Origin of the sequence: Bifidobacterium vespertilionis (assembly GCF_008698145.1) — a bacterium.
GTDB classification, from domain to species: domain Bacteria; phylum Actinomycetota; class Actinomycetes; order Actinomycetales; family Bifidobacteriaceae; genus Bifidobacterium; species Bifidobacterium vespertilionis.
In genome coordinates, this window is the sequence record NZ_RZNZ01000021.1 from 16,767 (window position 1) to 43,314 (window position 26,548).

At 61.2% G+C, this 26,548-nt stretch carries 18 protein-coding genes and 1 CRISPR repeat array; of the genes, 17 read left to right on the plus strand and 1 reads right to left on the minus strand.

Annotated features, from left to right (window positions below):
* Window positions 1-259 precede the first annotated feature (259 nt).
* A complete protein-coding gene (locus EMO90_RS11340; protein ID WP_150354846.1) occupies window positions 260-1,570 on the minus strand; it encodes an ATP-binding protein in 1,311 nt (436 codons plus the stop codon).
* A 470-nt stretch (window positions 1,571-2,040) separates the two neighbouring features.
* On the opposite strand from EMO90_RS11340, the gene EMO90_RS11345 reads away from it, so the two are divergent.
* From EMO90_RS11345 to EMO90_RS11425, 17 genes are all read left to right on the plus strand, one after another.
* Entirely contained in the window at window positions 2,041-3,669 is a 1,629-nt protein-coding gene (locus EMO90_RS11345; RefSeq protein WP_150354845.1) for a gamma-glutamyltransferase family protein, read from the plus strand.
* Window positions 3,670-4,701: 1,032 nt separating this feature from the next.
* Window positions 4,702-5,724: a dTDP-glucose 4,6-dehydratase gene (gene rfbB, locus EMO90_RS11350; RefSeq protein WP_150354844.1), complete on the plus strand. Its 1,023-nt coding sequence runs from the start codon at window positions 4,702-4,704 to the stop codon at window positions 5,722-5,724.
* A gap of 98 nt (window positions 5,725-5,822) precedes the next feature.
* Complete coding sequence (locus EMO90_RS11355; protein ID WP_150354843.1) at window positions 5,823-7,274, plus strand: sugar nucleotide-binding protein; 1,452 nt, start codon at window positions 5,823-5,825, stop codon at window positions 7,272-7,274.
* 98 nt (window positions 7,275-7,372) lie between these two features.
* Window positions 7,373-8,379: direct repeats of the CRISPR family, unit length 29 nt; unit sequence GTTGGCCCCGCATACGCGGGGATGATCCG.
* A gap of 225 nt (window positions 8,380-8,604) precedes the next feature.
* On the plus strand, window positions 8,605-8,871 hold the full coding sequence (locus tag EMO90_RS11360) for a hypothetical protein (protein WP_150354842.1): 267 nt from the start codon (window positions 8,605-8,607) through the stop codon (window positions 8,869-8,871).
* 150 nt (window positions 8,872-9,021) lie between these two features.
* Window positions 9,022-9,921, plus strand: a complete 900-nt coding sequence (gene rfbA, locus EMO90_RS11365) for a glucose-1-phosphate thymidylyltransferase RfbA (RefSeq protein WP_150354841.1) — start codon at window positions 9,022-9,024, stop codon at window positions 9,919-9,921.
* Window positions 9,922-10,469: 548 nt separating this feature from the next.
* Window positions 10,470-13,736 carry a CRISPR-associated helicase Cas3' gene (gene cas3 / locus EMO90_RS11370; protein ID WP_150354840.1) on the plus strand — a complete coding sequence of 1,089 codons (3,267 nt, stop codon included), beginning with the start codon at window positions 10,470-10,472 and terminating at the stop codon, window positions 13,734-13,736.
* 19 nt (window positions 13,737-13,755) lie between these two features.
* Window positions 13,756-15,399, plus strand: a complete 1,644-nt coding sequence (gene casA, locus EMO90_RS11375; RefSeq protein ID WP_223851264.1) for a type I-E CRISPR-associated protein Cse1/CasA — start codon at window positions 13,756-13,758, stop codon at window positions 15,397-15,399.
* A gap of 3 nt (window positions 15,400-15,402) precedes the next feature.
* Window positions 15,403-16,065: a type I-E CRISPR-associated protein Cse2/CasB gene (casB, locus tag EMO90_RS11380; RefSeq protein WP_150354838.1), complete on the plus strand. Its 663-nt coding sequence runs from the start codon at window positions 15,403-15,405 to the stop codon at window positions 16,063-16,065.
* Between the two features lie 46 nt (window positions 16,066-16,111).
* Complete coding sequence (gene cas7e / locus EMO90_RS11385) at window positions 16,112-17,308, plus strand: type I-E CRISPR-associated protein Cas7/Cse4/CasC (RefSeq protein ID WP_150354837.1); 1,197 nt, start codon at window positions 16,112-16,114, stop codon at window positions 17,306-17,308.
* Between the two features lie 3 nt (window positions 17,309-17,311).
* Complete coding sequence (cas5e, locus tag EMO90_RS11390) at window positions 17,312-18,127, plus strand: type I-E CRISPR-associated protein Cas5/CasD (RefSeq protein WP_150354836.1); 816 nt, start codon at window positions 17,312-17,314, stop codon at window positions 18,125-18,127.
* Between the two features lie 17 nt (window positions 18,128-18,144).
* A complete protein-coding gene (gene cas6e / locus EMO90_RS11395; protein WP_263390675.1) occupies window positions 18,145-18,816 on the plus strand; it encodes a type I-E CRISPR-associated protein Cas6/Cse3/CasE in 672 nt (223 codons plus the stop codon).
* A 17-nt stretch (window positions 18,817-18,833) separates the two neighbouring features.
* A complete protein-coding gene (gene cas1e, locus EMO90_RS11400) occupies window positions 18,834-19,937 on the plus strand; it encodes a type I-E CRISPR-associated endonuclease Cas1e (RefSeq protein ID WP_150354834.1) in 1,104 nt (367 codons plus the stop codon).
* Window positions 19,934-20,299: a type I-E CRISPR-associated endoribonuclease Cas2e gene (gene cas2e / locus EMO90_RS11405; protein ID WP_150354833.1), complete on the plus strand. Its 366-nt coding sequence runs from the start codon at window positions 19,934-19,936 to the stop codon at window positions 20,297-20,299. Before cas1e ends, cas2e begins: the two co-directional genes overlap by 4 nt.
* 203 nt (window positions 20,300-20,502) lie before the next feature.
* Entirely contained in the window at window positions 20,503-21,729 is a 1,227-nt protein-coding gene (locus EMO90_RS11410) for a Fic family protein (RefSeq protein ID WP_150354832.1), read from the plus strand.
* Window positions 21,730-21,754: 25 nt separating this feature from the next.
* Complete coding sequence (locus tag EMO90_RS11415) at window positions 21,755-22,000, plus strand: hypothetical protein (RefSeq protein WP_150354831.1); 246 nt, start codon at window positions 21,755-21,757, stop codon at window positions 21,998-22,000.
* A gap of 783 nt (window positions 22,001-22,783) precedes the next feature.
* On the plus strand, window positions 22,784-24,244 hold the full coding sequence (locus tag EMO90_RS11420) for an ATP-binding protein (RefSeq protein ID WP_150354830.1): 1,461 nt from the start codon (window positions 22,784-22,786) through the stop codon (window positions 24,242-24,244).
* Between the two features lie 531 nt (window positions 24,245-24,775).
* Entirely contained in the window at window positions 24,776-26,251 is a 1,476-nt protein-coding gene (locus tag EMO90_RS11425) for an ATP-binding protein (RefSeq protein WP_150354829.1), read from the plus strand.
* Window positions 26,252-26,548: the final 297 nt, after the last annotated feature.

Consider the following 26,548-nt stretch of genomic DNA (forward strand, 5'->3'; position numbering starts at 1 on the left):
TCCGAACGATTTCGCATACGGCCAATGCGACCAATACGCCCGATCTGCCCGATCTGCCCGATCTGCCCGATCTGCCGCCCGATCCCCGCAAACTGGGCAGATTGGGCTCTCGCATTCGCAAACTGGGCAGATCCTGCCATCTGCGGGCGATTTTGGGGCTCCAGATGACAGGATCTGCCCAGTTTGGAAAAACCGCGGCCGGATCTGCCCAGTTTGCGCGGCCCAGTTTGCTGGCCAAAAGCTCTGTTACGCAGCTCTGTTACGCGCCCAAAGTGGCAATGGGCACCACCAGTATGCCATCATCGCGCCGATAGGCATGACTGCCCCGTCCCACAAGAAACATCATGAATTCCGGTTCACGCACCTGTGCACACGGATTACCGCAAATCTTGTCACGGAACGCCAACAGTTTGGCCGCATTATCGTCATTTGCCTTCAGATCGCTCAGCTTAATCTCAATGGCACCCCAACGTCCATCGGACATCTCAATGATCACATCCACCTCCAGCCCCTTTTCATCACGATAGTATGACAGCCGATTACCTGCGCCAGGCAATGCGGACAGGTATACGTTGAGATCCCGAAGGCAAAGCACCTCAAACAGGCCACCGAGCGTCTGGGTGTCACGCAGCAACATGTGTGGGGAAGCTCCCAACACCGCCGCCGGCAATGACGGATCCACAAAATAGCGCTTTGGCTTGGTACGCACACGTCGCTTGGATCGAAGGGGCGGTTCCCATCCGTCCAAATCAAACAGCAAGTAAAGATCCTGCAGCATCTCAATGTAGCTTTTCACCGTTTTCGCATCAGGCCGCCGATCGTCATCGCCATATGACATGTCATCGGCAAGCGTGGAATACGTAGGTGCCTGAGAAATGTTCGTTCCCAACGCTTTTAGGAGAGATAGTGCGATTTCGGAATTCTTGCCCAGTTTGGGAATACTTACATCCAGCACGCTGCCGATGTACTCGTCTGGGATCTCCAAGGCAAATTCATCGTCCAATCCAAGATTGGCCGGCCATCCACCTCGGCAACACCACCGTGCCACATCCTGTACGCTGGTTTGTCTGACGGCAGGTTTGAAAACACCATCAAACAATGCTTTCAGGCTGACCGCACCCGTTGATTCACCAGATTCGGACAAACTCATGGGCCACATGCGCATCCGAGCCATGCGGCCAGTGCCGCTGTGGTGGATCTTCTCTTGATCCTTCGGCATGGACGATCCTGTGAGAATCAGCTGCCCCTTGCGGTTTGCATTGTCGTCTACATGCCGACGCGCCGCATCCCAGATCTCCGGCACATCTTGCCATTCGTCGATCAAATGTGGTTCGTTCCCCATCAATACCAATGCCGGATCGGTCCGCGCAGCCGCAAAAGTGGCCGCATCATCCAAGCGATCCGCACTTTTCGCCTGACAAAGCGCCGTCCATGTTTTACCGCACCATTTCGGTCCAACGATTTCGACCGCTCCGAATGCATGCAACAACTTATCAAGTCTGCCATCAACCACACGCGGACGATACCCAACAGGTGCCAGTCCCGCATCGGATGCATTGGTAGCATTCATGTCCATCACCCGCCCAATCCAAGTTTCCAACAGCGCGTTCCCGATTTTACGCCATACCCATTCCCGATTTTACGCCATGCCCATTCCCGATTTTACGCCCTCTTTGCCGCCTGCCACCGGCGATCGGATGCCGGCGATCGGCCGGCAAGCGGCCGGCAAGCGGTCGATGATCGATCGGCGAGCGCCGCCGCCGTCCACCGCCGCCGTCCACGGAATGCGAATTTCCCCGCGGATCCCTTGCAATTCCGCCGTCCGATTTGGAAAATTCGCGTTCCGTGGATGGCTGGGCACAGATGGCTGGACACACGGCAGGACGCACAGCTGGACGCCTCAGATGGCTCAGACAGTTCAGTTGGCCCAGTTGGCCCAGACGAGGACAATGGGAATCGGACAACAGCCCAACGGCGCTCCACAGCCGACGGTCCCTGACCGTCAACCCGCGACCACCCACAACAAAAGGACACATCACAATGAAGCCGAATTTCGATCCGCTGGCCCAGCGCTACCCGTCGCAGCGCTTTCCGCTGTATGCCGGCAAGGCTATGGTGAACTGCTCGATGCCGCAGGCGTCGGCGGCCGGCCTGCAAGCGATCCTCAAGGGCGGCAACGCGTTCGACGCGGCGGTGGCGGCCGCGGCGGCGCTCACCGTGGTGGAGCCGACGGCGAATGGCATCGGCGCGGACGCGTTCATGATCGCGTGGAGCGCGCGCGACGGCAAACTGGTGGGGCTCAACTCCAGCGGCCCGGCCCCGCAGGCGATCTCGATCGACAGGGTGCTCGCGGACGGCAGGGCGGAGAATGGCCGTATGCCCGTTCTCGGCTGGACCCCGGTCACCGTTTCGGGCGCACCGGGCGCGTGGGCGGCCATCAACGAACGCTACGGCCGGCTGAGCCTGTCCGAGGATCTGGCGCCCGCCGTCGATTACGCACGCAGCGGGTACCCGTGCAATCCGAACCTCGCCTACTTCTGGAAGCGCGCGGCGGCCCGCTACGCTCGCGAGAACTCGGACGGTCGCTTCGACGAATGGTTCCGCACGTTCACCAAGGACGGCAGGACGCCCGATTACGGCGACGTCATCACGCTGCCCGATCATGCGGACACCCTGGAGGCGATCGGCGAGACCAACGCCCGGGCGTTCTATGAGGGCGATCTGGCCCGCGCGATCGACAAGGCCAGCCGCGATGCCGGCGGTTACCTGCGCTACGAGGATCTGGCCGCATTCAAGCCGCGCTGGGTCGATCCGATGCGTGTGAACTACCGAGGCTTCGAGGTGTGCGAGATCCCACCGAACGGCCAGGGGATCGTCGCCCTCATGGCGCTGAACATCCTCAACAACTTCGATTTCCCGGCAAAGGACAGCGCGGAGACATACCATCGCCAGATCGAGGCGACCAAGATCGCGTTCGCCGACGCCTTCGCCACCGTCACCGACCCGGATGACACCGATTTCGACTACACAAAGTATCTCGACCCCTCCTACGGCGAGGAGAAGGCGCGGCTGATCGGCGAGCGCGCAGAGGTGCGGACCACCCACACGCCCTCCGATTCCGGCACGGTGTACCTGTGCTGCGCGGATGGGGAGGGCAACATGGTCTCCTACATCCAGTCGAACTACATGGGCTTCGGTTCCGGCATCGTGGTGCCCGGCACCGGCATCGCCCTACAGAACCGCGGCGCCGATTTCTCGCTCGACCCCAACCGCGCGAACGCGCTCAAACCCGGCAAGCGCACGTATCATACGATCATCCCCGGCTTCCTCATGAAGGACGGACAGCCGGTTGGCCCGTTCGGCGTGATGGGCGGTTACATGCAGCCACAGGGCCACGTGCAGGTGACGATGAACGCGATCGACTTCCATCTGGATCCGCAGCAGGCGCTCGACGCCCCGCGCTGGAAGTGGGACAGGGGCAACGACGTGCGCGTGGAGATGAAGTTCGATGCGCAGATCGCCCGCGAGCTGGCCCGACGCGGCCACAGCATGACCATGAGCCTGGAGCCGGCCGATTTCGGTCGCGGCCAGATGATCATGCGGCTGGACAACGGTATGCTGGTCGGAGGCACCGAATCGCGCACCGACAGCAACGTCGCGTGCCTGTAGCCGGGCCGCGGAGGGGCTGATGGCCCGCCGGGCTTTGATTGCCGGGTTTCGATTGCCGGGTTTACGATTGCCGCAAACTGGGCAGATAGGACAGGGAAAGATTAAAGGATCGATGGCTTGGCTGTCGATGGCTGTCGATGACTGTCCACGGAACTCGAATTTCCGAAATGGCTTGGCGGCATTCCAACAATCCAGCGGGAAAAATCGAGTTCCGTGGACGATTGACGGACGATTGACGGACGATAGACGGACTGCGAGCTCCGCAAACTGGGCAAACTGGGCAGATCGGGCTCCAAAATTCGCAAACTGGGCAGGCCGGTACATCTGCGGACGATTTTGGGGCTCCAGATGGCACGATCCGCCCAGTTTGGAAAATCCGCGGCCGGATTTGCCCAGTTTGCGGCCAGTTTGCGGCACAGACTGGGCAGATCGAGGCTGGCAAATCGAGGCGGGACGGGACCGGACGGACCCGAAACTGGGCAAACTGGGCAGATCGGGACAGATCGAAGCCGGGCGAATCCGAAACTGGGCAGATCAGAACTCTTGACGCGTCCGCCCTTCCCACGCATTCGCCCTGCCATTCGGACGTCCGGCGGCTGCGCGCCCAACCGATCATCCGGCAACGATCATCCCCCGGCTTCGCGATCCCAATTCCGCCAGCAAGTCGTCCCGCTTGCCGTCCTGCTGGCAAATCATGCATCTGAGCGGCCCCGCGATCCCGCCACGACGCACATTCTGCCAGCAATCCTGCAACCACCCCGACTTTCTGGCAGATCATGCAGCGCCGTGAAACAACGCCGTGAAGCCGCACCCGAGTCGCGCCACGATCAGCCTGCATTCCGCCGTCCTCGCCCCTCCGTCGCCCTCGCCCGTTCCGCCGACCTCACCCCGCCGTCGTCCTCACTTCGCCGCCCTCCTCTGTCCCTCCCCGCCGCTCCGCCAGCCTCCGCCGCCCTCCGCCGGCCGTCGTCCTCGCCCGGCCACCATCACTTCCCGCCCGCCCGATGGCCCCCAACTTGTAGGATGGGTTCCATGGCTGAAGAAGTGTTCATTCCCCATAACATCATCGTGACCGGCGGCTGCGGGTTCATCGGCTCCAACTTCGTGCACCACGTCCACGACCACCACCCCGACGTGCACATCACGGTCCTCGACGCGCTCACCTACGCCGGCAACCTGGACAACATCCGCCCCCTCCTGGGCGACCGCGTCGAATTCGTCCACGGCAACATCCGCGACGCCGAACTCCTCGACCGGCTCGTGCCCGGCCACGACGCGATCGTCCACTACGCCGCCGAATCCCACAACGACAACTCGATCGCCAACCCCGAACCGTTCCTCAAAACCAACGTCGAGGGCACCTACCGGCTCCTCGAGGCCGCCCGCAAATACGACGTGCGCTACCACCACATCAGCACCGACGAGGTCTACGGCGACCTCGCCCTCGACGACCCGCGCAGGTTCACCGAGGACACCCCCTACCACCCGTCGAGCCCGTACTCGAGCACGAAGGCCAGCTCCGACCTGCTCGTGCGCGCCTGGCACCGCACGTTCGGCGTCAAAGCCACGATCTCCAACTGCTCGAACAACTACGGGCCCTACCAGCACGTGGAGAAGTTCATCCCCCGCCAGATCACCAACATCCTCGACGGCCTGCGGCCGAAACTGTACGGCAACGGGCTCAACGTGCGCGACTGGATCCACACCGACGACCACTCCAGCGCCGTGTGGGACATCCTCACCCGCGGGCGGATCGGCGAGACCTACCTGATCGGCGCGGACGGTGAGCGCAACAACCTCGCCGTCCTCAGGGACATCCTCACCGTGATGGGCAAGTCGCCCGACGACTTCGACTGGGTCCGGGACCGTCCCGGCCACGACCGCCGCTACGCGATCGACGCGACCAAACTCAGGACCGAGCTGGGCTGGCGGCCGAAGCACACCGACTTCCAGAAGGGCCTCGAGCAAACCATCGCCTGGTACACCGACAACCGCGACTGGTGGGAGCCCGCCAAAGCCGCCACCGAAGCCAAATACAAGCAGCAAGGACAGTGAGACGCCGGCAGGACGGCAGTGGGGGCGTCCGCTCCCCCGCAGGGCTATGGGAGCGGACGCCGTTCGAAGGGGTTCGATCAGGAAAGGAATTATGAGTCATGTCGTTTGAGTTTGAGAAGGAACTTCGGGTCACGACCACGGACATCCCGGGCCTGTTGGTGTTCGACCTGCCCGTGCACGGCGACAACCGCGGCTGGTTCAAGGAGAACTGGCAGCGCGCCAAGATGACCGCCCTGGGCCTGCCCGACTTCGGACCCGTCCAGAACAACATCTCGTATAACGCCGCCAGGGGCGTCACCCGCGGCATCCACGCCGAACCCTGGGACAAGTACATCTCGATCGCGTCCGGCGAGATCTTCGGCGCGTGGGTCGACCTCAGGCCCGGCGAGAGTTTCGGCCGGGTGTACACCACCCGCCTGGACCCGAGCCGGGCGATCTACGTGCCGCGCGGCGTGGGCAACAGCTTCCAGGCCCTCGAGAACGGCACCGTGTACACCTATCTGGTCAACGCCCACTGGAGCCCGGAGCAGAAGAGGACGTACACGTTCGTCAACCTCGCCGACCCGACGCTCAACATCAAGTGGCCGATCCCGCTCGAGCAGTCCGAGCGCAGCGAGGCCGACCTGCACCACCCCATGCTCAAGGACGCCAAGCCCATGGCGCCCAAGCGCACCCTGGTGACCGGGTGCAACGGGCAATTGGGCCGCGCGATCCGCGCCTACGCCGAAGCCCACCACCTGGAGGGCTTCGAGTACACGGACATCGACACGTTCGACCTCTCCGACCCGACGGCGTACGACCGGTTCGACTGGAGCCTGTACGGCACGATCATCAACGCGGGCGCGTACACCGCCGTCGACAGGGCCGAGACCGCGGAGGGCCGTCCGGTCGCATGGAAGGCGAACGCGGCCGGCCCCGCCCTGCTGGCGCGCGTGGCCGCGGAGCATCGCATCACGCTGGTGCACATCAGCTCGGACTACGTGTTCGACGGGACCACCGAGGAGCATACGGAGACCGAGGCGTTCGCGCCTTTGGGCGTGTATGGGCAGTCGAAGGCCGCGGGCGACATCGCGGTCATGAACGCGCCGGAGCATTACATCCTGCGCTCGAGCTGGGTGATCGGCGAGGGGCGCAACTTCGTCAGGACCATGATGAGCCTGAGCGACCGCGTGGCCGACCCGGAGGATTCCTTGGACCATGTGACCGTGGTGGACGACCAGTACGGGCGGCTCACGTTCACGAAGGACATGGCCGGGGCGGTCTTCCACCTGTTGGATTCGCACGCGCCCTATGGCACGTACAACCTGACCGGGAGCGGCGCGGTGAGGAACTGGGCCGAGATCGCCGCGGCCGTATTCGAGCAGACGAACGGCAACGGCGACAGGGTCCAGCCGATCTCGACGGCCGAGTACTTCGCCAATGCGAAGAACCCGGTCGCGCCCCGCCCGACGCATTCCGCGCTGGACCTGAGCAAGATCGAGGCCGCCGGGTACACGCCCGCCGACTGGGAGGAAAGCCTCAAGGAATACATAGAGCGAGAACTCAATTGATAGATGCGATGCAGATCATGCGGATTGCGCTATGGCACGGTGCACGAATCGAATATTCTCACTTGCGCCACGACCAATTTCCCGCATAAAGTATGACTGTTGGCCCCGCATACGCGGGGATGATCCGGGCATCGGCATCGGCGACGCCATCCAAGTCGTGTTGGCCCCGCATACGCGGGGATGATCCGGTCTCCGACGCCAAGACCGCGCTTCAGGACCAGTTGGCCCCGCATACGCGGGGATGATCCGTCGGTGAGGTTCATCAGGGTGCGGCTGATGCGGTTGGCCCCGCATACGCGGGGATGATCCGCCGTCGGTGCCCTGGGTGAGGAGTTCCGCGGCGTTGGCCCCGCATACGCGGGGATGATCCGTTGTTCGAGCCATTCGCATGCCTCGTAGAGGGGTTGGCCCCGCATACGCGGGGATGATCCGGCGGGGCAGCCTTTGGATTGGAGCGCGACCTCGTTGGCCCCGCATACGCGGGGATGATCCGACCAAGTGAGCGAAGGGAGACCGGCAATGCCAGTTGGCCCCGCATACGCGGGGATGATCCGGCCCACAACCAGATCGCCTACCGCACCGAGGCGGTTGGCCCCGCATACGCGGGGATGATCCGGTCAGCGGGTCCAAGCCGGCGGCGATGCACGCGTTGGCCCCGCATACGCGGGGATGATCCGCCTTGGCGCGTCTGATCTTGTCCGGGCTCCAGGTTGGCCCCGCATACGCGGGGATGATCCTCCTCCGACGCATAGCGCCGCCAGAGCGTCACGGTTGGCCCCGCATACGCGGGGATGATCCGGCCAACGCATGATCTGGCACCATCCGGACCTGGTTGGCCCCGCATACGCGGGGATGATCCGGGCACGGCGTAGGGCTCGGGCAGGACTGTGGAGGTTGGCCCCGCATACGCGGGGATGATCCGAGCTGGATCTTCCGCATGAAGGACGGCAACGCGTTGGCCCCGCATACGCGGGGATGATCCGGCGACGGTCACGGTCCTGACGGACATCGCGGCGTTGGCCCCGCATACGCGGGGATGATCCGGGGGACGCGAAACGATGCAACCTCCAGCTGCCGTTGGCCCCGCATACGTGGGAATGATCCAAGTAAGCGCCTCGGCTACTACCCAAATGGCGGTAGCGGGGGCGCTTACGTCCCAATCATACAGAGAGGCCGAGTGGAGCCGCCTGTAAAGCGGCCGTGCAATCCATGCAGGTTCGAATCCTGTACTACGGCAAACCACGGGATGAGTACCCGCCCATGCAGGGATGATTGATAATCTGGACATCAACCGGGATATCGCACCCGGACTTACGGAGGGGACAGACCAGTGAAAACGTTCAGGGAATTGAAGAGCGCCGCGCAGGCCGAGGCCGCGCGCCACGGTGACCGCATCATCGATCCGCTCGGCGTAGTGGACGGGAAGATGGTGTTCTACGCACTGCCGCCCGGCATACACGAGGGCGACATCGTCGGACTGCCGGAAGCCTACTGGGTGGACGTGCGCACGGGATCCGCCCGCCCGTTCACCAACAAGGAATGCCGTCTGCTGGTAAACAAGCAATTCCTCGAATCGGCCGAGCCCATGCAGGAGTAGGCCGCAATCATACACAGACGATCAGGCAGCCACGAGATCCATTGTGAATTCGTCCGTATTCGCTCAGATGATGCCTAGCCGCCAACGGTGGAGATGATCCCGTCCCATCGTCCCGGCTTCCCGTCACCATATCCTCAGAAAGGAAAACCCATGAAAGGCATCATTCTGGCCGGCGGCTCCGGCACCCGACTCTACCCGCTGACCACGGTCACCTCCAAGCAGCTGCTGCCGGTGTACGACAAGCCGATGATCTACTACCCGCTTTCGGTGCTCATGCTTGCGGGCATCCGCGACATCCTGATCATCAGCACCCCCAAGGACCTGCCCAATTTCGAGCGCCTTTTGGGCAATGGCGAGCGGTATGGCGTGAACTTCAGTTACAAGGTCCAGCCAAGCCCGGATGGCCTCGCGCAGGCGTTCATCCTTGGCGAGGAGTTCATCGGCGGCGAACCGTGCGCGATGGTGCTGGGCGACAACATCTTCTACGGCAACGGCCTCGGAGCCACGCTGCACAAGGCGGTCACGAAGGCGGAAAGCGGCGAGGGCGCGACCGTGTTCGGCTATTGGGTCGACGATCCCGAGCGCTACGGCGTGGTCGAGTTCGACGCGGACAAACGGGCGGTCTCCATCGAGGAGAAGCCGAAGGTCCCCAAGTCGAATTACGCGGTGACGGGCCTGTATTTCTACGACGAGCGCGTCACGGAGTTCGCCAAGCGGGTGAAGCCTTCCGCTCGCGGTGAGTTGGAGATCACGGACCTGAACAGCATGTATCTGGAGGATGGGTCGCTCAATGTGCGCACGCTGGGCCGTGGCTACGCGTGGCTGGACACGGGCACCATGGACTCCCTGTATGAGGCGGGCGAGTTCGTGCGCACGGTTCAGCGGGCGCAGGGTCTGCCCATTGCGGTGATCGAGGAGATCGCGTACGAGAACGGGTGGATCTCCAAGGACGAGCTGCTGGAGTCGGCCGACCGCTACGGCAAGTCCCCGTACGGCAAGCATCTGCGTGACGTGGCCGAGGGCAAGCTCGTGCTCATCCCGAACCGGTAGTGAACTCATCGATCTCAGGCTCTTGCGAATGCTCGATGCCAAGCATCTACTGCTTGCTACGTTGCTTACCTGCGTTCTACGCGCTCGCAAGGCGTTCGGATGGGTTTGAAAGGGTTTGGCCGGCATGTAATTCCGATTTGTGCGGGTGATTTCTCCGGGTGGGCTGGATAACAACGCCGTCGTTCCGCCGGTTTTCCGCGGATGTTATCCGAGCAATCCGGAAAAACGCATGCACAAATCGGAATTATCCGATGTAGTTTTGGCCGCAGCGCATTGTGAGACGTAGTTGGCATCCATACGGCACCAACTACTACGTTGCCACCGCCCAAAACGCGTTATCGGGATGTTGCCACAACCTGAAAACTGATGCCCCGCAATAACTGGCGGCATGCCTCTCACAATAGACCAGCCCCGCACCGCTGTTAGACCGCTGTTAGACTGTTAGCGATCCGCAGTTGCGGATTTGAACCGAGAGTGATAATTCGGACGCAGGTTGTCCTCGCAGTTGCGGGGCTGGCATTGGAAATTGCATAACTTGACTTTCTTAAATGAAGAGTGTAATAATAAGCTCACAGCCAAGGAACCCAGAGGGAAAGGAAAACAGCGTGACACACATCACCCCATTCCCTTCCGGCAAGCCCCATCTCTCCCCCAGCGCCCTATCCATCTGGGCCAAAAGCATCTATCAGGATCCGCGGGATCACAGCTATCTGCAACTCTGGCAGCACATGGAGGACACCGGATCGATCGCCGCATACGTCTGGGACGAGTTCCTTCCTAAGGACGTTAAGCAGCTGATCGCCGCCGATCTAGATGATCGGAGCACAGACCAAGCCGTCGCCCGCAACTTGTACCGTTTCATCGCCACCATCCACGACGTTGGAAAGGCATCACCGGCATTCGCCGTCCAAACCCCCGAATTCGCCGACCGGATACGGCAAGAGGGCGGTTTGGCCATCAATCCCGCCATCGCCAAGGATCAACTGCGATCGAAGTATCGTCACGAACTCGTCGGCTACGCAGCCATTCAGGACTGGCTGGCCACCCGAAACCAACAGGCCGCCCAGTCCCAGCAGGTTGCTCCAACCGGCCGAAACATCCAAAATGGCTTGGCCCACGGCATTGCCAGCATCGTGGCCGGACACCACGGCACGTCATTGACAAGCGGAAAAGAGGAGCTGCTCACTCTCCATCGCGTCGAGGAATTCACCGGTGACACCGCATGGCGAAATACACGATTCGAGCTATTGGAATGGGCATCGAACGCAACTGGCTTTGACGCTACACTTCACGCACTGAACAATCGTCCCCTGCGCCGAAGGACCCAGATTCTGCTGACAGGTCTGGTCATCATCGCCGATTGGATCGCCAGCGACACGCGTCTCTGTCCGCTCAATGCGAGCGCCACGGATGAGGAGACCTTCAGCCCGGAACGACGCGCGCGACGCGCCTGGCGCATACTGCGACTGCCCAAACCTTGGACCACCACCAACCGGTTGGACAACCCTGACCAAACGTTCGCACGGCAGTTCAATATCCCCAACGCCAAATTGCGTCCCGTGCAACGCGAGGCGATCTGTATGGCCCGGACCATGCCGGAACCTGGCCTGATGATCATCGAGGCCAATATGGGCGAGGGCAAAACCGAAGCAGCTCTGCTGTCCGCGGAGGTTTTGGCGGCTCGATTCCACTGCGGCGGCGTGTATTATGCCCTGCCCACGCAAGCCACGGTCAATGCCATGTTCACGCGTGTGCTCGATTGGATCGGCCATCTACCCACGGAAGACCGGATGACGATGGCCTCACTGTTTCTGGCACACGGCAAGCGCGAGCTCAACGATGAATACGAGACACTGCGCGAACAATGGTTCGATGACGGCACGAACCGGGACTCCGAATTCCATAACGGATCCTCCAACGGCACGGTCTTCGACGAGCATAATTCCGCTGCGCTTCAGGCGGTGGTCAATTCATGGCTGACCGGCCGCAAACGCGGCAACCTGTCCGACTTCGTGGTAGGCACGATCGATCAGGTGCTCATGGCCGGCCTGAGATGCAAGCATGTGGTGCTGCGTCACCTGGCGCTCGCCGGCAAAGTGGTGATTCTGGATGAGATCCACTCGAACACCGCCTACATGAACGTCTATATGGAAACCGTGCTGTCCTGGCTCGGCGCATATGGCACGCCGGTGATCATGCTCAGCGCCACGCTGCCGCAGGCGCGGAGACGCGCATTCCTCGAGGCATACCAGCGCGGGGCCAACGCGGTCAAAACCGCCGAGTCCCTGCCTCAGTCCATGGCACAGAGCGAGGCGCCAGCGCCATCCGCACCGACGCTACCTCTGGGCAGGGCCCTTCGGGCCAGACGCGCCCAAAACCAGCCCGCGCTTCAGACCGATCGATCATCCTTCCGCCCCGCAACATCCGCAGCACCGGACAATCCGACCCCCTCTCCGGATCTCCGATACCCGCTGATTTCCCAAGCCACGGCGGACGGCATCCGAGACTCCGCTCCCGCGGCGTCGGGCCGATCAACCAACATCCAGGTTGCGCTGATCGATGATGATGACGAATCGCTGATCCAGCTGTTGCGCGGCCAATTGCAGGAAGGCGGCTGTGCCGTGGTCATCCGTGACACGGTTTCCCGGGCCCAGCGCACCTACGACCTGCTTTCGCAGGCCTTGGATACCGACGTCATTCTGGACCATTCCCGCTTTCTTGCCTTCGACCGCGCCCGCATCGACCGCGATCTCATCCGCCGATTCGGCAAGCGCAGCACTCCCGGTCAACGCAAGGGCGTGGTGGTCGCCACCCAGGTGGTGGAGCAGTCCCTGGACGTCGATTTCGATCTGATGGTCACGGATATCGCGCCGATCGATCTGATCCTGCAACGAGCGGGTCGTCTCCACCGTCATCATCGCGGCGAAGGCGAGAGCGATCGCCCCAAGCCGCTGCGTGCATCCCAGCTCTTCATCACCGGTGTGACCGATTGCAACCGCGATCAGCCGCCTATGTTCGCCAAGGGTGTGGAGAGCGTGTACCCGCGCTATCTGCTCATGCGATCCCTGTCCGTACTGGGCATTGTGCCCGGAGACACCGCACCAACAACCACCCACTTCTCCATTCCGGACAGCATTCCCCGCATGGTGCAGACCGTGTATGGCGAGGACCGCATCTGCCCGTCCGCATGGCTGGAGGGCGAGAAGGGCGAAAACGCCGCAAAGGCTAAACTGCTCGACCAGCTTGCCAACAGCGAAAACGCAGCCGGGCAGTTGCGGATCATGGCCCCGCAAACGAAGCAGCATCCATTCGCGCTTGACGGCTGGCTGGATTTCGATCTGCCGGATCCGGACACCCCGGGCATATCCCAGCAGCGTCTGGTCTCCGCCGGCGTGCGCGAGTCCGATGATTCTTTCGAGGTGATTGTGCTCCAGCAGGATCGCGATGGCAACCTGCGACTGCCGTCGTGGGGCGATTTCGGCGATTCATCGCCGCTGCCGCAGGGCATGGCCGAACCGCCGAGCAGACGGCAGGTGCGGGACATCCTTTCCTGCACCATTTCCCTCGGTCAATCGGTGCTGCACGACTTGAACATCGACGCCGTCATCGACACCTTGGAAGCCGCGGTTCCCGACCAGTGGATCACATACATGGGGCAAAGCCGCGATCTCAGCGGGCAGCTGCTGGTCGTTTTGGACGAACGTGGATGCGCGCAATACAGCATACGAACAACAGGCAGGAATCACGAAACCACTACGAAAACGGCGTGGTTCCGGTATTCGAAGGAGAAAGGTTGGGTAACGGATGTCAAGTGACGGCACTTCATTCAATTTGATGGACCGGGAATGGATACCAAGCAACATGCTCGCGGATGGTTCCCGCCGTGAGCTGTCCATCACCGAAGTCCTCGACCATGCCCGGGAGATCCGCGGCATCGACGGCGACATGCCGCTACAGCAATTCACGATCAGCCGATTGCTCATCGCCATCCTATATGGCGCATTCGGCCACACGTTCAGCGCAGACCAATGGCAGATGCTGATGCGAGAGGGACCGGATCATCCGGACATCGCGCAGGCGATCCACGAGTACTGCTCGGCATACCACGATCGGTTCGACTTGTTCGATGACATCGCGCCGTTCTATCAGGTCGCCGGCCTGCACACGGCCAAGAACGAGGTGTCGGGACTGGAATGTCTGCTGCTGGATGTGCCCAACCGCAGGGAAAAGCGCGTGTTCACCACCAAGCAGGGCATCGGACTTGATGCCATGGATGCCGCGCAGGCGGCACGATGGCTGGTCACCCTTCAGGCCTATGACGCATCCGGCATCAAATCGGGTGCCGTGGGCGATCCACGCGTCAAGGGCGGCAAGGGCTACCCCATCGGCGTGGCATGGTCCGGCCATCTTGGTGGGATCCTGATTGAGGGCGAAAACCTGTGGGAGACGCTCATGCTGAATTTCGTCAGCGATCAGGTGCTGGAATTGTCCGATGCGAACGTCGACTGGGACGATGACATGCCGATTTGGGAACGAGATCCACTGACCGAGCAGGCATCGGAGGGCTATGACCAGTCCGCGGAGCGCGTCGCCGACACGACGTTCTTCCATGGCCCGGCCACGCTGATGACATGGCAGTCGCGTCGAGTGCTGTTGGCTCACGACGGCGAGACGGTGACCGGCGCGGTGGTATGCAATGGGGACCGATTGAAACCGCAAAACGGACGATGCTACGAGCCGATGACCGGATGGCGACGCAGTCCGGCCCAGGAAAAGGCGCTCAAACTGCCGCTGGTGTACATGCCCCGCAAGCATGATCCGTCACGTGCGCTCTGGCGCGGACTGCCGCTGCTCACCAACAACCAGCAGCCGGAAACCTCGGAGGAACCGGCCTCCATTCGCCCGCAGACTTTGAAATGGCTGACCCAAGCTCAGGGAGACGACGCAAGGCGACCGATCCGGCTGCACGCGTTCGGTGTCGAGTACGGCAACAATGACGCCGTCATCGACACCAGCGTCAACGATGTACTCGACCTGAACCTCGTCACGCTTACATCCAATAATTTCCAGATGGCGCAATTGCTTCAGGAAGCGGTCAATCTCACCGATCAGGGCGTGTTGGCGCTGCGTAATCTGGCGTCGAACATCGCGTTGGCCGGCGGCATGCCGACCGACCCGCCCCGGCGGCGCGCCGGCGAATTGGGATATGCGACCTTCAATGGCGCCTTCCGCCGCTGGATCAAGACCATCGAAAGCGACGACGATCTGCCCGCCCTGCGACGGGATTGGTTCACCATCGCCCGTCGTCTGTTCATCCGATTGGGATCCCAGCTCACCGAGCAGGCTTCGCCGCGTGCGCTTGTGGGACGCGAGATCACGATCGGCGATCAGGCCGGAAAATACTACTCCGCCCCTCTCGCGGAGATTTGGTACCGCAGCAAGATCAATCAATTGTTCCCGCTTCAGGAAGGGGAGTGAACTATGGCCGAGTACATCAAACTCACGCCATTCGGTGCATGGGTCAGCGCTCGGGTGCACCAACTGGTGACGGGTGGACGCGCGCAATCCGGCATCCGCCACAAGGGCTATCTGCAGAACGACTCCTATGCAACGGCCGCCATGGCCAAACTCAGGCATGCCGCAGGGCATGAGGCCGGCGCCGATCCGGACGTCTTCGAGTGGACGATGCCGGACACGGACGACACGAACGTGACGGGTCGCGTGGATCTGCACCCCTACTCCCCCACGCCCCAGGAGCTTGCCGCCCACACGGCCATCACGCTGTTCGCGCTGCATCAGCAGTCGATTCGCGACATGTCCATGCACACGGACGAGAACGTGTCTCTGGGCTATGCGGTGGGGCTCATGGCATACGGCAATTTCAACGAGTCAGGCATACGCCATGCGTTCGATCGGCTCCAGACGGCGAATAGCTGGAAGGAAACCGCCCGCCACGCCCGCACATTGGTGAGTCTGCTTCGACGTGAGCGCATTCCACTGAACTACGGCCTGCTGGCGCAGCATCTGATGTACCTGCGGGCGAACCGTGAACTGGCGAACGGCGTGCGCCTGCGATGGGGACGCGACTTCCAAAGCGCGTATCGCCGCAGGCAAACCGAAGACCGGCAGCCGCAGCAATCGTAATTCCCACCCATTCATCCCGCATAACACCCATAGCAAAGGAATCATCATGTTCGACAAGCAACCCAACCGCACCATCATCGAAATCCACGCCCTGGAGACCACGTCAGCGAGCAATCTGAACCGCGATGACACCGGCAGCCCCAAGACCGTTGAATATGGCGGCGTCACGCGTGCCCGCGTCTCCAGCCAGGCATGGAAACGCCCCACCCGCAAGCTGTTCAGCCAGCTGCTTGACCCCAAGGATCTGGGCGTGCGCACTAAGCGCGTGGTGGAGGTGCTGCGCGACCGCATCCTGGAGCGAGTGCCGGATACCGATCCGGACACCGCGGCCAAGGTTGCGGAAAGCGTGCTGCGCGACGGTGCCGGCATCAAGCTGGACAAGCCTCGCGCCCAAAAGGGCGATGATGGCGAAGACGCCCTGCAGCAGTCCAAGTACCTGCTGTTCATGGGCAACCGCCAGTACGATCGGCTCGCCGACATCGCCGTGGAGGCGCTTGGTCAGGACGATCCGGTCAAGCGGATCAAAGATAAGGATGTCAAAAAGAGCATCAAGCAGATCGTGGCGGACGACAGGTCCATCGATGTGGCACTGTTCGGCCGTATGGTCGCCGACGACACGGATCTCAACGTGGACGCCACCGCTCAGGTGGCCCATGCCATCAGCGTGCATGCGGTCGACTCCGAATCGGACTTCTTCACCGCCGTCGACGATGTCAAGCAGGACAGCGAGGAGGAGGGCGACTCCGGCGCGGCCATGGTGGGACAGATCGAGTTCAATGCGGCAACGTACTACCGTTACGCCAACGTGGACGCCGACCGTCTCAACGACATTCTGGGCGATCCCGACGCCACGGGCAAGGCGGTGGCCGCATTCATCCAAGCGTTCCTGACGAGCATGCCGCAGGGCAAGGTCCACACCTTCGCGCAGGGCACGCTCCCCGATCTGGTAGTGGTCAACGTTCGCGACACCCAAGCCGTGAACCTTGTGGGCGCGTTCGAACGTCCCGTCGAGCCCGATTACGTGCAGCATGCAACCGAGGCGCTGGTCCGCCGCGAGCAGGACTTCGAAAACGCGTATGGCGTCCAGCCCGTACGCACCTGGGTCGTTCGCATCGGTGATGACACCGCCGCCGCGGATGATCTGGCCAAGCCCACTTCGATGCGGGACATGATCGAGGACGTAGCCAACCTGATCGGCGAGCGCCTTGGATCCCCGGTCGCAAGCGTTTCCGGACAGGAGTGAGCTATGCCCGTACTGTTGATCCGGCTCGCCGCCCCGATGCAGTCCTGGGGCTCGGAAAGTCGATTCACCCGACGGACAACCGAGTCCATGCCCACGAAAAGCGGCGTGATCGGCATGATCGCCGCCGCTTTGGGCATGCCCCGGGATGCGTCACTGGAACGGTTCCGCGATTTGAGGTTCGGCGTGCGCGTCGATCAGCCAGGCACGCTGCTGGCCGATTACCACACCGTCGAAAATCCCACGGTCGTGGATAAGCAACTCAAAATGACCGTGTCGCGGCGGTACTATCTGCAGGACGCCGTGTTCCTCGCGGGTCTGGAAAGCGCCAATGGGCGGAATCTTGAATCATATCGGGAAGCCCTGCAATCGCCCTACTATCCGCTGTTCCTCGGCCGCCGGTCATGTCCGCCGGACGGCCCGCTGCAGACGTGGATGTCGGACGAGCCCTTGGAGAATGCCCTGAGCCATGCCCCGTGGCGGGCGGCGGAGTGGTATCAGCGCAAGGCCTTGCGCGACGCCGATGTCTTTCCGGAACAGTGCTTCGCCCAGATCGTGGTCGAGCCCAAGCCGGACGTACGGCAGGACTCCGCTTTTGTGGACACGCTTGCCGATGGCCCTTTGAGCTTCGATCCAAGGCATCGGCAGTGGGAAAACCGGCGATTCGTACGCCTGCCGGGCGGCATCGCCCCAACGCCCACGGTGAAGAACGCCCCGAACCCGCCTGCCTTCGACGGCGATGCGATTTTTTCCGCCGTCGCTTCAGCCGCGGACAACACCGACGAGCCACATGTCAACGGACCGCAGGGAGAGGAATCATGACACAGTTCACCCGAGTGATGATCGACCCCCAATATCGCCATGCGCAATGGGCGATGCTCTCCCTGGAACGTCTGCATGCCATCGTCGCCCGCTCGACCAATCCCGATTGGCCGCGATCGGCCAATACCCGTTCGCTGTGGCGACTGGACGAGGGCCGCAACGGCTCGCCGCACCGCCTGTACGTTGTGTCCGAGCGCATCCCGGATCTTCAGGTGCTTGCCGGTGAATTCGGCGCCGGACCGCGGGGCGTGTCGACAACGGAATACGGACCATTCCTGAACCAGCTTGCGATCGGCCAGGAATGGGCGTTCCGCCTCAAGGCCAACCCCACCAAGTCGACGCCGTCGGGAGAACCGGGAAAGCGTGGTTCCAGACACGGTCTGGTGAGATTGGACGACCAACAGGAATGGCTGATGCGCAAGGCCCGCGAGTGCGGATTCCACATGCCCATCAACCGTCTGGAGATGCCGGAGATGCGGATACGAGACTCGCGGACGATCGACTTCGAGCGTCAGGGTGCCACGGTCACCTTCACCTCCGTGACGTATGACGGCATTCTGGCGGTCGATGACCCCGATCTGCTCCGCAAGGCACTGGTCAATGGCATCGGACGGGCCAAGGGCTATGGTTTCGGCCTGCTGACACTGGTTCCCTTGGCTTCCACAACCCGATCTCTGGGTCAACGCTGAAAGCGGGCTGATCAATTATGTCCAAAACCTCCGTGCCGGGTGTCAAACCGCCGCCGCTGAACTCGCTGGTCAGGGTGCAGGATCGTCTCACGTTCCTCTACGCCGAGCATTGCGTGGTCAATCGCGCGGACAACGCCGTAACGATCACCGACTCGCGCGGCACCGTTCACGTGCCCGCGGCTGCGTTGAGCGTACTCATGCTCGGGCCGGGCAGCAACATCACCTATGCCGCCATCTGTCTGCTGGCCGAATCCCGTTCCACCTGCGTCTGGGTCGGCGAGCGCGGCGTGCGCTACTACTGCCACGGCGCTTCGCTCGCCCAATCGACGCATCTGCTGGAAGCGCAGGCCAAGCTCGTGTCCTCCGAGCGTTCCCGGGTGAAGGTGGCCCGTCGCATGTACGCCATGAGATTCCCGAATGAACCCACGGATGGCCTGACCATGCAACAGCTGCTGGGCAAGGAGGGCACCCGCGTGCGCCGGGCTTATGAACGCGAGTCCGCGCGCACCGGCGTGCCATGGTCGGGCAGATCATATAAGACCACGGACTTTGATGACGCGGATGATGTCAACCGCGCGCTGTCCGCCGCGAACACGGCCCTGTACGGCGTGGTTCATGCGATCATCGTCGCTCTGGGATGCTCACCCGGCTTGGGATTCGTCCACGCGCGCAACGAGCGGAGCTTCGTATACGACATCGCCGACCTGTACAAGGTGGACATCACCGTGCCGCTGGCCTTCGATCTTGTCGCCGATCAGGTGGCGGATGTGTCCGTCGCCGCACGACGGGGCATCCGCGACCGTATGAAGGATGGCAAGTTCATGCAGCGATGCGTCCGCGACATCCGTTCGCTGTTGCTACCGCGGGAGGAAATGGAGACCGATCCGCTGGAGGTGCAGGACATCACCACACAGCTGTGGGCCGGAGCTTCCGGATATAAGCCGAGCGGCACGAACTACTCGCCGAAGCATGATCCGGTTTCGGATCCGGATCCGGATCAATACGACACCGAATTCGTTCCGTTCGAGCCTGACGTCGCGGAAGACGCCCCAACTCTGGATGCCACCGAGATCACCGAGGAAGCGGAACTCGGCGAGCGATTGCGTGAGGAGTTCGAATGATCGTCGTGGTGCTGTCGGTCGTGCCGCCGAAGCTGCGAGGCCATCTCACCCGCTGGCTTTTCGAAATCTCCCCCGGCGTCTACGTGGGCAAGGTCTCTGCCCGTGTCCGCGACCTGCTGTGGGAGCAAATCCAGGAAAACTGCGGCGCCAACGGCAAAGCCGTCATGGTGTATCCCGCGAACAACGAGCAGGGCTTGGAGTTCCGCACCAGGGGCCATGAATGGCAGCCGGTCGACTACGACGGGCTGGAGCTGATCATGCGGCCAAACACCACCCGAAAGCAGCAGACGAACGGCGAGCGCAAAACCCCGCGAAAGACTGGCTGGAGCAAGGCCTCGCGGTTCCGAAAGTTCGGGCGTTAACTTCTTTGCCTTGCCTGACGACCGCAATCACCGCTATCATAAGTGGCGGTTTAGTAGTAGCTCCGCATACGCGGGGATGATCCGTTGTGATGTATCAGTTAGATACGTTCCCTGCTTAGCGGGGATGATAATAAATGAAATTGTGTTGTATGTGGTATATATGAACTAGAACACTTATTATCTGTCATAAAGGAGGCCTGCTGATGACAGATAGCGCTCTACAGCCCATCCCAATCGCTCCGATCGGTCAGGAGCAACACCTATGGCACCCCGCCGATGACGCATATCTCTCGAGAAGCGCACGCGCCCGCAAAACCGGCCCATACTTTTCGGCAGTGCCACACCCCATCCGCGACTGCCAGTTCGTCATCCCTTCGGATGTCAGTGCGGATCTTGAAGAGACAGCTCAGGACCTTGGACGATTAGACACCTACGCCGCCGCCAAACTTGGCAGCCAGAACCGTGTGCTTGGCCCGATGTCCGCCATTCTGCTTCGCACGGAGTCCACATCCTCCTCGCAGATCGAAAACCTCACAGTAGGAGCCAAGAATCTTGCCCTTCAGGAACTCGGAGAAGGTACCGGAGGCAACGCGGCGATTGTGGTAGGCAACGTCCATGCCATGGAGGCCGCGCTGGACCTATCTCAGACGCTCGACGAGCAGAATCTACTCGCCATGCATCGGGCTCTGTTGGAGACCCAAGCCGGTTGGGATGCATATGCCGGTCGATACCGCAACGAACTCGTCTGGGTGGGAGGCAGTTCGGCCGGCCCGCGAAATGCCAGTCATGTTGGCCCGCAGCCTGAACTGGTGCGCCCAGCCATCATGGATGCACTGGATTTTCTCGCGCGGAACGACCTTCCCGTCGTTCTGCAATGCGCCATCGCGCACGCTCAGTTTGAGACGATCCACCCATTCGCCGACGGCAACGGACGGGTCGGCCGAGCCCTGATTCACGCCATCTTGCGCAACAAAGGGTTGATCCGTCACGTGACGCCACCGGTATCGGCTGGACTTCTGACGGACACACGCAAGTATTTCGACGCGCTGACCACATACCGGCAAGGCGACGCCCGCCCCATAGTGGATTGCCTCGCCTACGCCTGCCGCTATGCCGCTCAGACCGGCATTACCCTCATCGATCAGCTGACCGAACAACTGGATATCGCCCGGCAGGCTCTCCACGGTGTACGACGCGATGCCGCTGCTTGGACCGTGCTCCCCCTGCTGATTGAACAGCCGATCATCACGCCCCAATACCTCGTCTCCCACACTGACTGCACACCCGCCACAGCTCGTCGCGCAATCGAAATCCTTACGGAGCGAGGCGTGCTGAGCGAGATCAGGGGCGGCCGAAGAAATATGGTTTGGGCGCACAAAGGCGTTCTCGCCGTTCTGGACGATTACGCCGCACAGATTAGGAGGCGGTAGTTTCGAGTACTATCCGTCTTCGCCCGTGCCACTCCTCTACCGTGCCTGTCAACTACAGCGAAACTACCTCGGCATTGACGCGCGCGGTAGCTGGTTCGACGCGGTCGCGACCAACCACGAACAATGCCGAGCCGAGCAACTGCGCGCCCTGATGCGCGAATACCCGGACATCATCTACGAAACCCTGCAGGCCGGAGGATTGCTCGAGCCCAGTACGAGGATCAACCGCCCAAAAATCCCCGATCGCATGGAGCGGTTGCGCAGGTACTGATGATTACAGACTATAAACGCTGTTCTCCAAGCACCCCGCACCGCGCATCACCCGTGCAAAACACGCGAGGGACCGGATCTGCATTTTGTCCACGCGGCGGAAATGCTCGAAACAGCCGGGGCAACGCACTAGCAACGTTGTTTTCCCATGTTCTACGCGCCTCAAGGGCATCCGACAGGGCCGAACGACGGTCGGCCGGCATGTAATTCCGATTTGTGCGGTCGATTTCCCAGGGCAGGGCGGATAACAGCGGATAACAGCACCGCCATTCCGCCGGTTTTCCGCGGATGCCATCCGGATGCTATCCGGGGGAACCGGAAAAACGCATGCACAAATCGGAATTACCCGATGTAGTTTGGACGGCAGAGCGGCGGCAAAGCGTCGCGAGCCGTAGTTGACTCCCACGAAGCGCGGGATACTACGTTGTCGCCTCCGAGAAACGCGTTATCGGGATATTTCCGCAACTCGTGGACTGATGCACCGCAATAGTCAACGGCATTCCCCTCACAAAATGCCCGCCGCACCACTGTTAGCGATCCGCAGCTGCGGATTTGAACCGAGAGTGACATCCCCCCAGCCGCATCCTTCAGCCGCTCGCCATACAACGTCTTGCCATAGCCTGCCACGGCTTCCAACAGCCCATCCATTCGCATCTACCCCGTGCTAATGTATTCGTAAACAACTTATTCGTAACCAACTTGCTCACGAACACATTAATTCCGCTCAGCACCAAGCGCACAGCGCCACCCGCCCAGCGCACATGACACGAGGAAGAAGATGCCCATGGCTTTCAACGCCCAATCCGACGGCAGATTCGTCGGCAGGGATCACGAACTGAAAACGCTGGAATACCACGCCTCACTGGGCAAGTTCCAGATGGTCGTGGTGTACGGGCGCAGGCGCGTGGGCAAAACCGCGCTCATCGCCAAGTTCTGCGAGGACCGTCGTGTGCTGTGGTTCACCGCCAAGGAGCAGAGCGCCGCGGTGAATCTGCGCGAGTTCTCCAGAACGATCCTGCGGTTCTTCGGAGAGACCGCATTCGCCGGGGGCTTCGCCAGCTGGGATGCCGCGCTCGAATTCATCGCCGGGAAGGCCGAATCCGAGACCGACGAACCGTTCGTGTTCGTATTCGACGAATTCCCCTACGCCGCGGCCGCGGAGCCTGGATTGCCATCCATCATGCAGATCGCGATCGATCATCGCTTCAGGAGCACGAACATGATGATGATCCTGTGCGGCAGCAACGAGGGGTTCATGGAGGGCAAGGTACTTGGCTATAAAAGCCCTCTGTACGGACGCCGCAACGCGCAGATCCACCTCATGCCGTTCGACGTCATCGACGCGTGCAAGATGCTGCCGCCGCGGACCGGCTGGCTGGAAAAGGTGCAATACTACGCCGTTCTTGGTGGCACTCCATATTACTTGGAGCAGATCGATCCCAATCTGACGTTCCGGCAGAACATCCAGACCCGATGCTTCAGCCAGTCGGGGATCCTCTACGAGGAGCCGATGATGCTGCTGCGGCAGGAACTCAGGGAACCGGCATTGTACGGATCCATCCTCGACGCCCTGGGAGCCGGACGCACCAGGCCGAAGGAGATCGGGGAGTACGCCGGCGTGGAGCAGAACTCCGTCGGATCGTACCTGAAGACGTTGGAGCACCTTGGCTTGGTGGAGCGTTTGGTACCGTTCGGCGAGGATCCGAAGCACTCGCGCAAGGGCCTATGGAAGTTGAAGGACCCGTTCTTCGCCTACTGGTACAGATTCGTCGGCCCCGTCACGTCGTCGATCGACATGGGACTGGGCGCCATGTCGAGCGCCTCAGGCACCTCCGGACCGGTTTTCGACACGTATGTGGGTCAGCAGTTCGAGGATATGTGCGCCCAGTGGATTGTGCGTCAATGCGCCGCGGGGATGATCGACTTTCTGCCCACCCAGATCGGCAAATGGTGGGGGAACGACCCCATCGCGCGCGAACAGACCGACATCGACGTGGTGATGGGCGACACCGCGAACCACCGTGTGCTGCTTGGCGAGTGCAAATGGCGCGAACGATTCAACGAGACCGATGCCATCGACAAGCTGAAAGCCCGTTCCCCGCTGATCAGCATGAAAGGCGACCGCGTCTATTACCTGTTCTCCAAGCACCCAACTTCGCACATCACCCGGGCAAAACACGAGGGACCGGACCTGCATTTTGTCGACGCGCCGGAAATGCTCGAACCAGCCAAGACAACGGACTAGCAACGTCGTTTCCCCATGTTCTACGCGCCCCACGGGCTTTCGACCGGCCCAAACGACGGTCGGCCGGCATGTAATTCCGATTTGTGCGGTCGATTTCCCAAGGTGGGGCGGATAGCAGCACCGCCATTCCGCCGGTTTTCCGCGGATGCTATCCGGGCAATCCGGAAAAACGACCGCACAAATCGGAATTACCCGATGTAGTTTGGACCGCGGAGCACCACGGGACGTAGTCGGAGCCCCCGAAGCGCAGGACACTACGTTGCTGTCGGTTGAAATGCGGACATGGCGGTCCCGCCGAGCATGCTGCCGCGCTGCGCCCGGACGAGAAGAGATAGATCCAGCCCCTTCCCCCGGACGACTGCTTCAATGCCTGTTCTGCGCTTACGCATAAACGTCAAGGAACGGTAGAAGAGGAAGAAGTCAAAGCATAAAAGTACAATCCGCATACATAGATGAACCAATCTTTATACTACAAAGTACAATCTGAGGATAAGATTGTACTAAGAGATTAACCAAGTGGGACAAACATACATGCTTGAACTCGAACTTCGAAAACTGATCGACACCGTGAGGGCTCGCCACGCAGAGGAGCAAACGGTGGAGCTCAAAGCCGCCAACCAAGGATGTCCGACAAAACTTTACGACACACTGTCTAGTTTCTCGAACCAGGATGACGGCGGCATCATCATCTTCGGCGTGCGCGAAAAGGATGATTTCGCGGTCGTTGGCGTATATGATGTGCAGGATCTGATGAAGCACGTAACGGAACAATGCAATCAGATGCATCCCAAAGTTCGCGCGGTATTTACAACATGCGAAATTGACGGAAAACATGTGGTAAGCGCGGAGATCCCAGCACAGGACGTCGCAGACCGGCCCTGTTTCTACGAGGGGAAAGGACGTTATAGGGGAGCGTATGTGCGAGTGGGGGACGCGGACGAGCCCATGACCGAGTATGAGATCTATAGCTACGAGGCGTTTCGTCGAAAGTACGAGGACGAACTGCGCGTGGTGGAGCGCGCGGACCCCGACGATCTGAACAGGGACGATCTGCTGAAGTACGAACTTGCGCTCAAACAGGATCGTCCGCATCTGGCACAGATGGAGCAGGACCAGATCCTTGACCTGATGAGCATAATCCGTAATGGACATCCGACGCTTGCCGGCACAATGCTATTCGCCCCCTACCCTCAGGCCTTCTTCCCTCAATACGGCATTATCGCCACCCACATTCCGGGAACAGAAGTCGGCGTCGTCGGCGAAGACGGCGAACGATTCATCGACAACGCCCGAATCGAAGGCAATCTGGGAGAACAGCTCCGGGGCGCCGTCGCCTTTGTGCGCAAGAACATGAGAATCAAGACCGTGATCTCCCCCGCCACTGGCGAACGAAAGGACAAAACCGAGTATCCGATCGAGGCAGTTCGCGAATTGGTGCTCAACGCCCTCATCCACCGGGATTACAGCATTCACACACAGGGAATGCCGATTCAGCTACAGATGTTCGAGGATCGATTGGTGATCACCAATCCCGGTGGTCTGTATGGCCGGCTGACGGTCGACCAGCTCGGGAAAGTCCAGCCGGATACGCGAAATCCGGTCATCACCAACGCCATGGAGGTTCTAGCCCTAGTCGAAAACCGATACTCCGGCATCCCAACGGTGCGACGGCTGATGGCCGAAGCCGGTCTGCCGGCCCCGCAGTTCGAAAACGGCAGAGGCGAGTTCCGCGCAACACTAAAGGCTCCTGACTACACCCTTGTCCCCAACGAGCCAGCGCGACCACGCAATAACAATAACGAAAATGATCTCAAAGGAAAGACCGCGGCTTTGCTGGACTTCTGCCGCATCTCTCGCACCCGTCGCGAGATCGTGGACTTTCTGAACCTGAACAGTTCCGCATATGCGATGCGCGCCTACGTCAACCCGCTGGTGGACAGCGGCCGGCTGACGCTCGGAATCCCCGACAGACCCAAGAGCCCCCGGCAAACGTACAAGACATCGTGAATGACCGATCAGCCATTTCGAGCACCTGAAAGCAGACCCAACCACTGCCCGTTCTGCCCACGGACTTCACGTATCATGGGCATTAAAGACGCGCGAAGACAGCCGGTCCTATGCGGATCGAAGGCGGCCGATGATGGCTGTTAGCAGATGGCTGCGCTTCAAAAAGCGCTTGGCGGATTTTAGTGGTGGTTGCAACACCTGAGTGATTTGCCACCTCGAACGGTGGTCTTCGCGATGACGCGATCATATCATGAGGCGTTGATGAGCGCGAGGATCCTTTCACTGGGCTTGTCGTAC

Excerpts from the sequence above, each read along its gene's own strand:
- EMO90_RS11340 (WP_150354846.1), bottom strand. The coding sequence starts at position 1,570 with ATGAATGCTACCAATGCATCCGATGCGGGACTGGCACCTGTTGGGTAT.
- EMO90_RS11345 (WP_150354845.1), top strand. The coding sequence starts at position 2,041 with ATGAAGCCGAATTTCGATCCGCTGGCCCAGCGCTACCCGTCGCAGCGC.
- rfbB (WP_150354844.1), top strand. The coding sequence starts at position 4,702 with ATGGCTGAAGAAGTGTTCATTCCCCATAACATCATCGTGACCGGCGGC.
- EMO90_RS11355 (WP_150354843.1), top strand. The coding sequence starts at position 5,823 with ATGTCGTTTGAGTTTGAGAAGGAACTTCGGGTCACGACCACGGACATC.
- rfbA (WP_150354841.1), top strand. The coding sequence starts at position 9,022 with ATGAAAGGCATCATTCTGGCCGGCGGCTCCGGCACCCGACTCTACCCG.
- cas3 (WP_150354840.1), top strand. The coding sequence starts at position 10,470 with ATGAAGAGTGTAATAATAAGCTCACAGCCAAGGAACCCAGAGGGAAAG.
- casA (WP_223851264.1), top strand. The coding sequence starts at position 13,756 with ATGGACCGGGAATGGATACCAAGCAACATGCTCGCGGATGGTTCCCGC.
- casB (WP_150354838.1), top strand. The coding sequence starts at position 15,403 with ATGGCCGAGTACATCAAACTCACGCCATTCGGTGCATGGGTCAGCGCT.
- cas7e (WP_150354837.1), top strand. The coding sequence starts at position 16,112 with ATGTTCGACAAGCAACCCAACCGCACCATCATCGAAATCCACGCCCTG.
- cas5e (WP_150354836.1), top strand. The coding sequence starts at position 17,312 with ATGCCCGTACTGTTGATCCGGCTCGCCGCCCCGATGCAGTCCTGGGGC.
- cas6e (WP_263390675.1), top strand. The coding sequence starts at position 18,145 with ATGATCGACCCCCAATATCGCCATGCGCAATGGGCGATGCTCTCCCTG.
- cas1e (WP_150354834.1), top strand. The coding sequence starts at position 18,834 with ATGTCCAAAACCTCCGTGCCGGGTGTCAAACCGCCGCCGCTGAACTCG.
- cas2e (WP_150354833.1), top strand. The coding sequence starts at position 19,934 with ATGATCGTCGTGGTGCTGTCGGTCGTGCCGCCGAAGCTGCGAGGCCAT.
- EMO90_RS11410 (WP_150354832.1), top strand. The coding sequence starts at position 20,503 with ATGACAGATAGCGCTCTACAGCCCATCCCAATCGCTCCGATCGGTCAG.
- EMO90_RS11420 (WP_150354830.1), top strand. The coding sequence starts at position 22,784 with ATGGCTTTCAACGCCCAATCCGACGGCAGATTCGTCGGCAGGGATCAC.
- EMO90_RS11425 (WP_150354829.1), top strand. The coding sequence starts at position 24,776 with ATGCTTGAACTCGAACTTCGAAAACTGATCGACACCGTGAGGGCTCGC.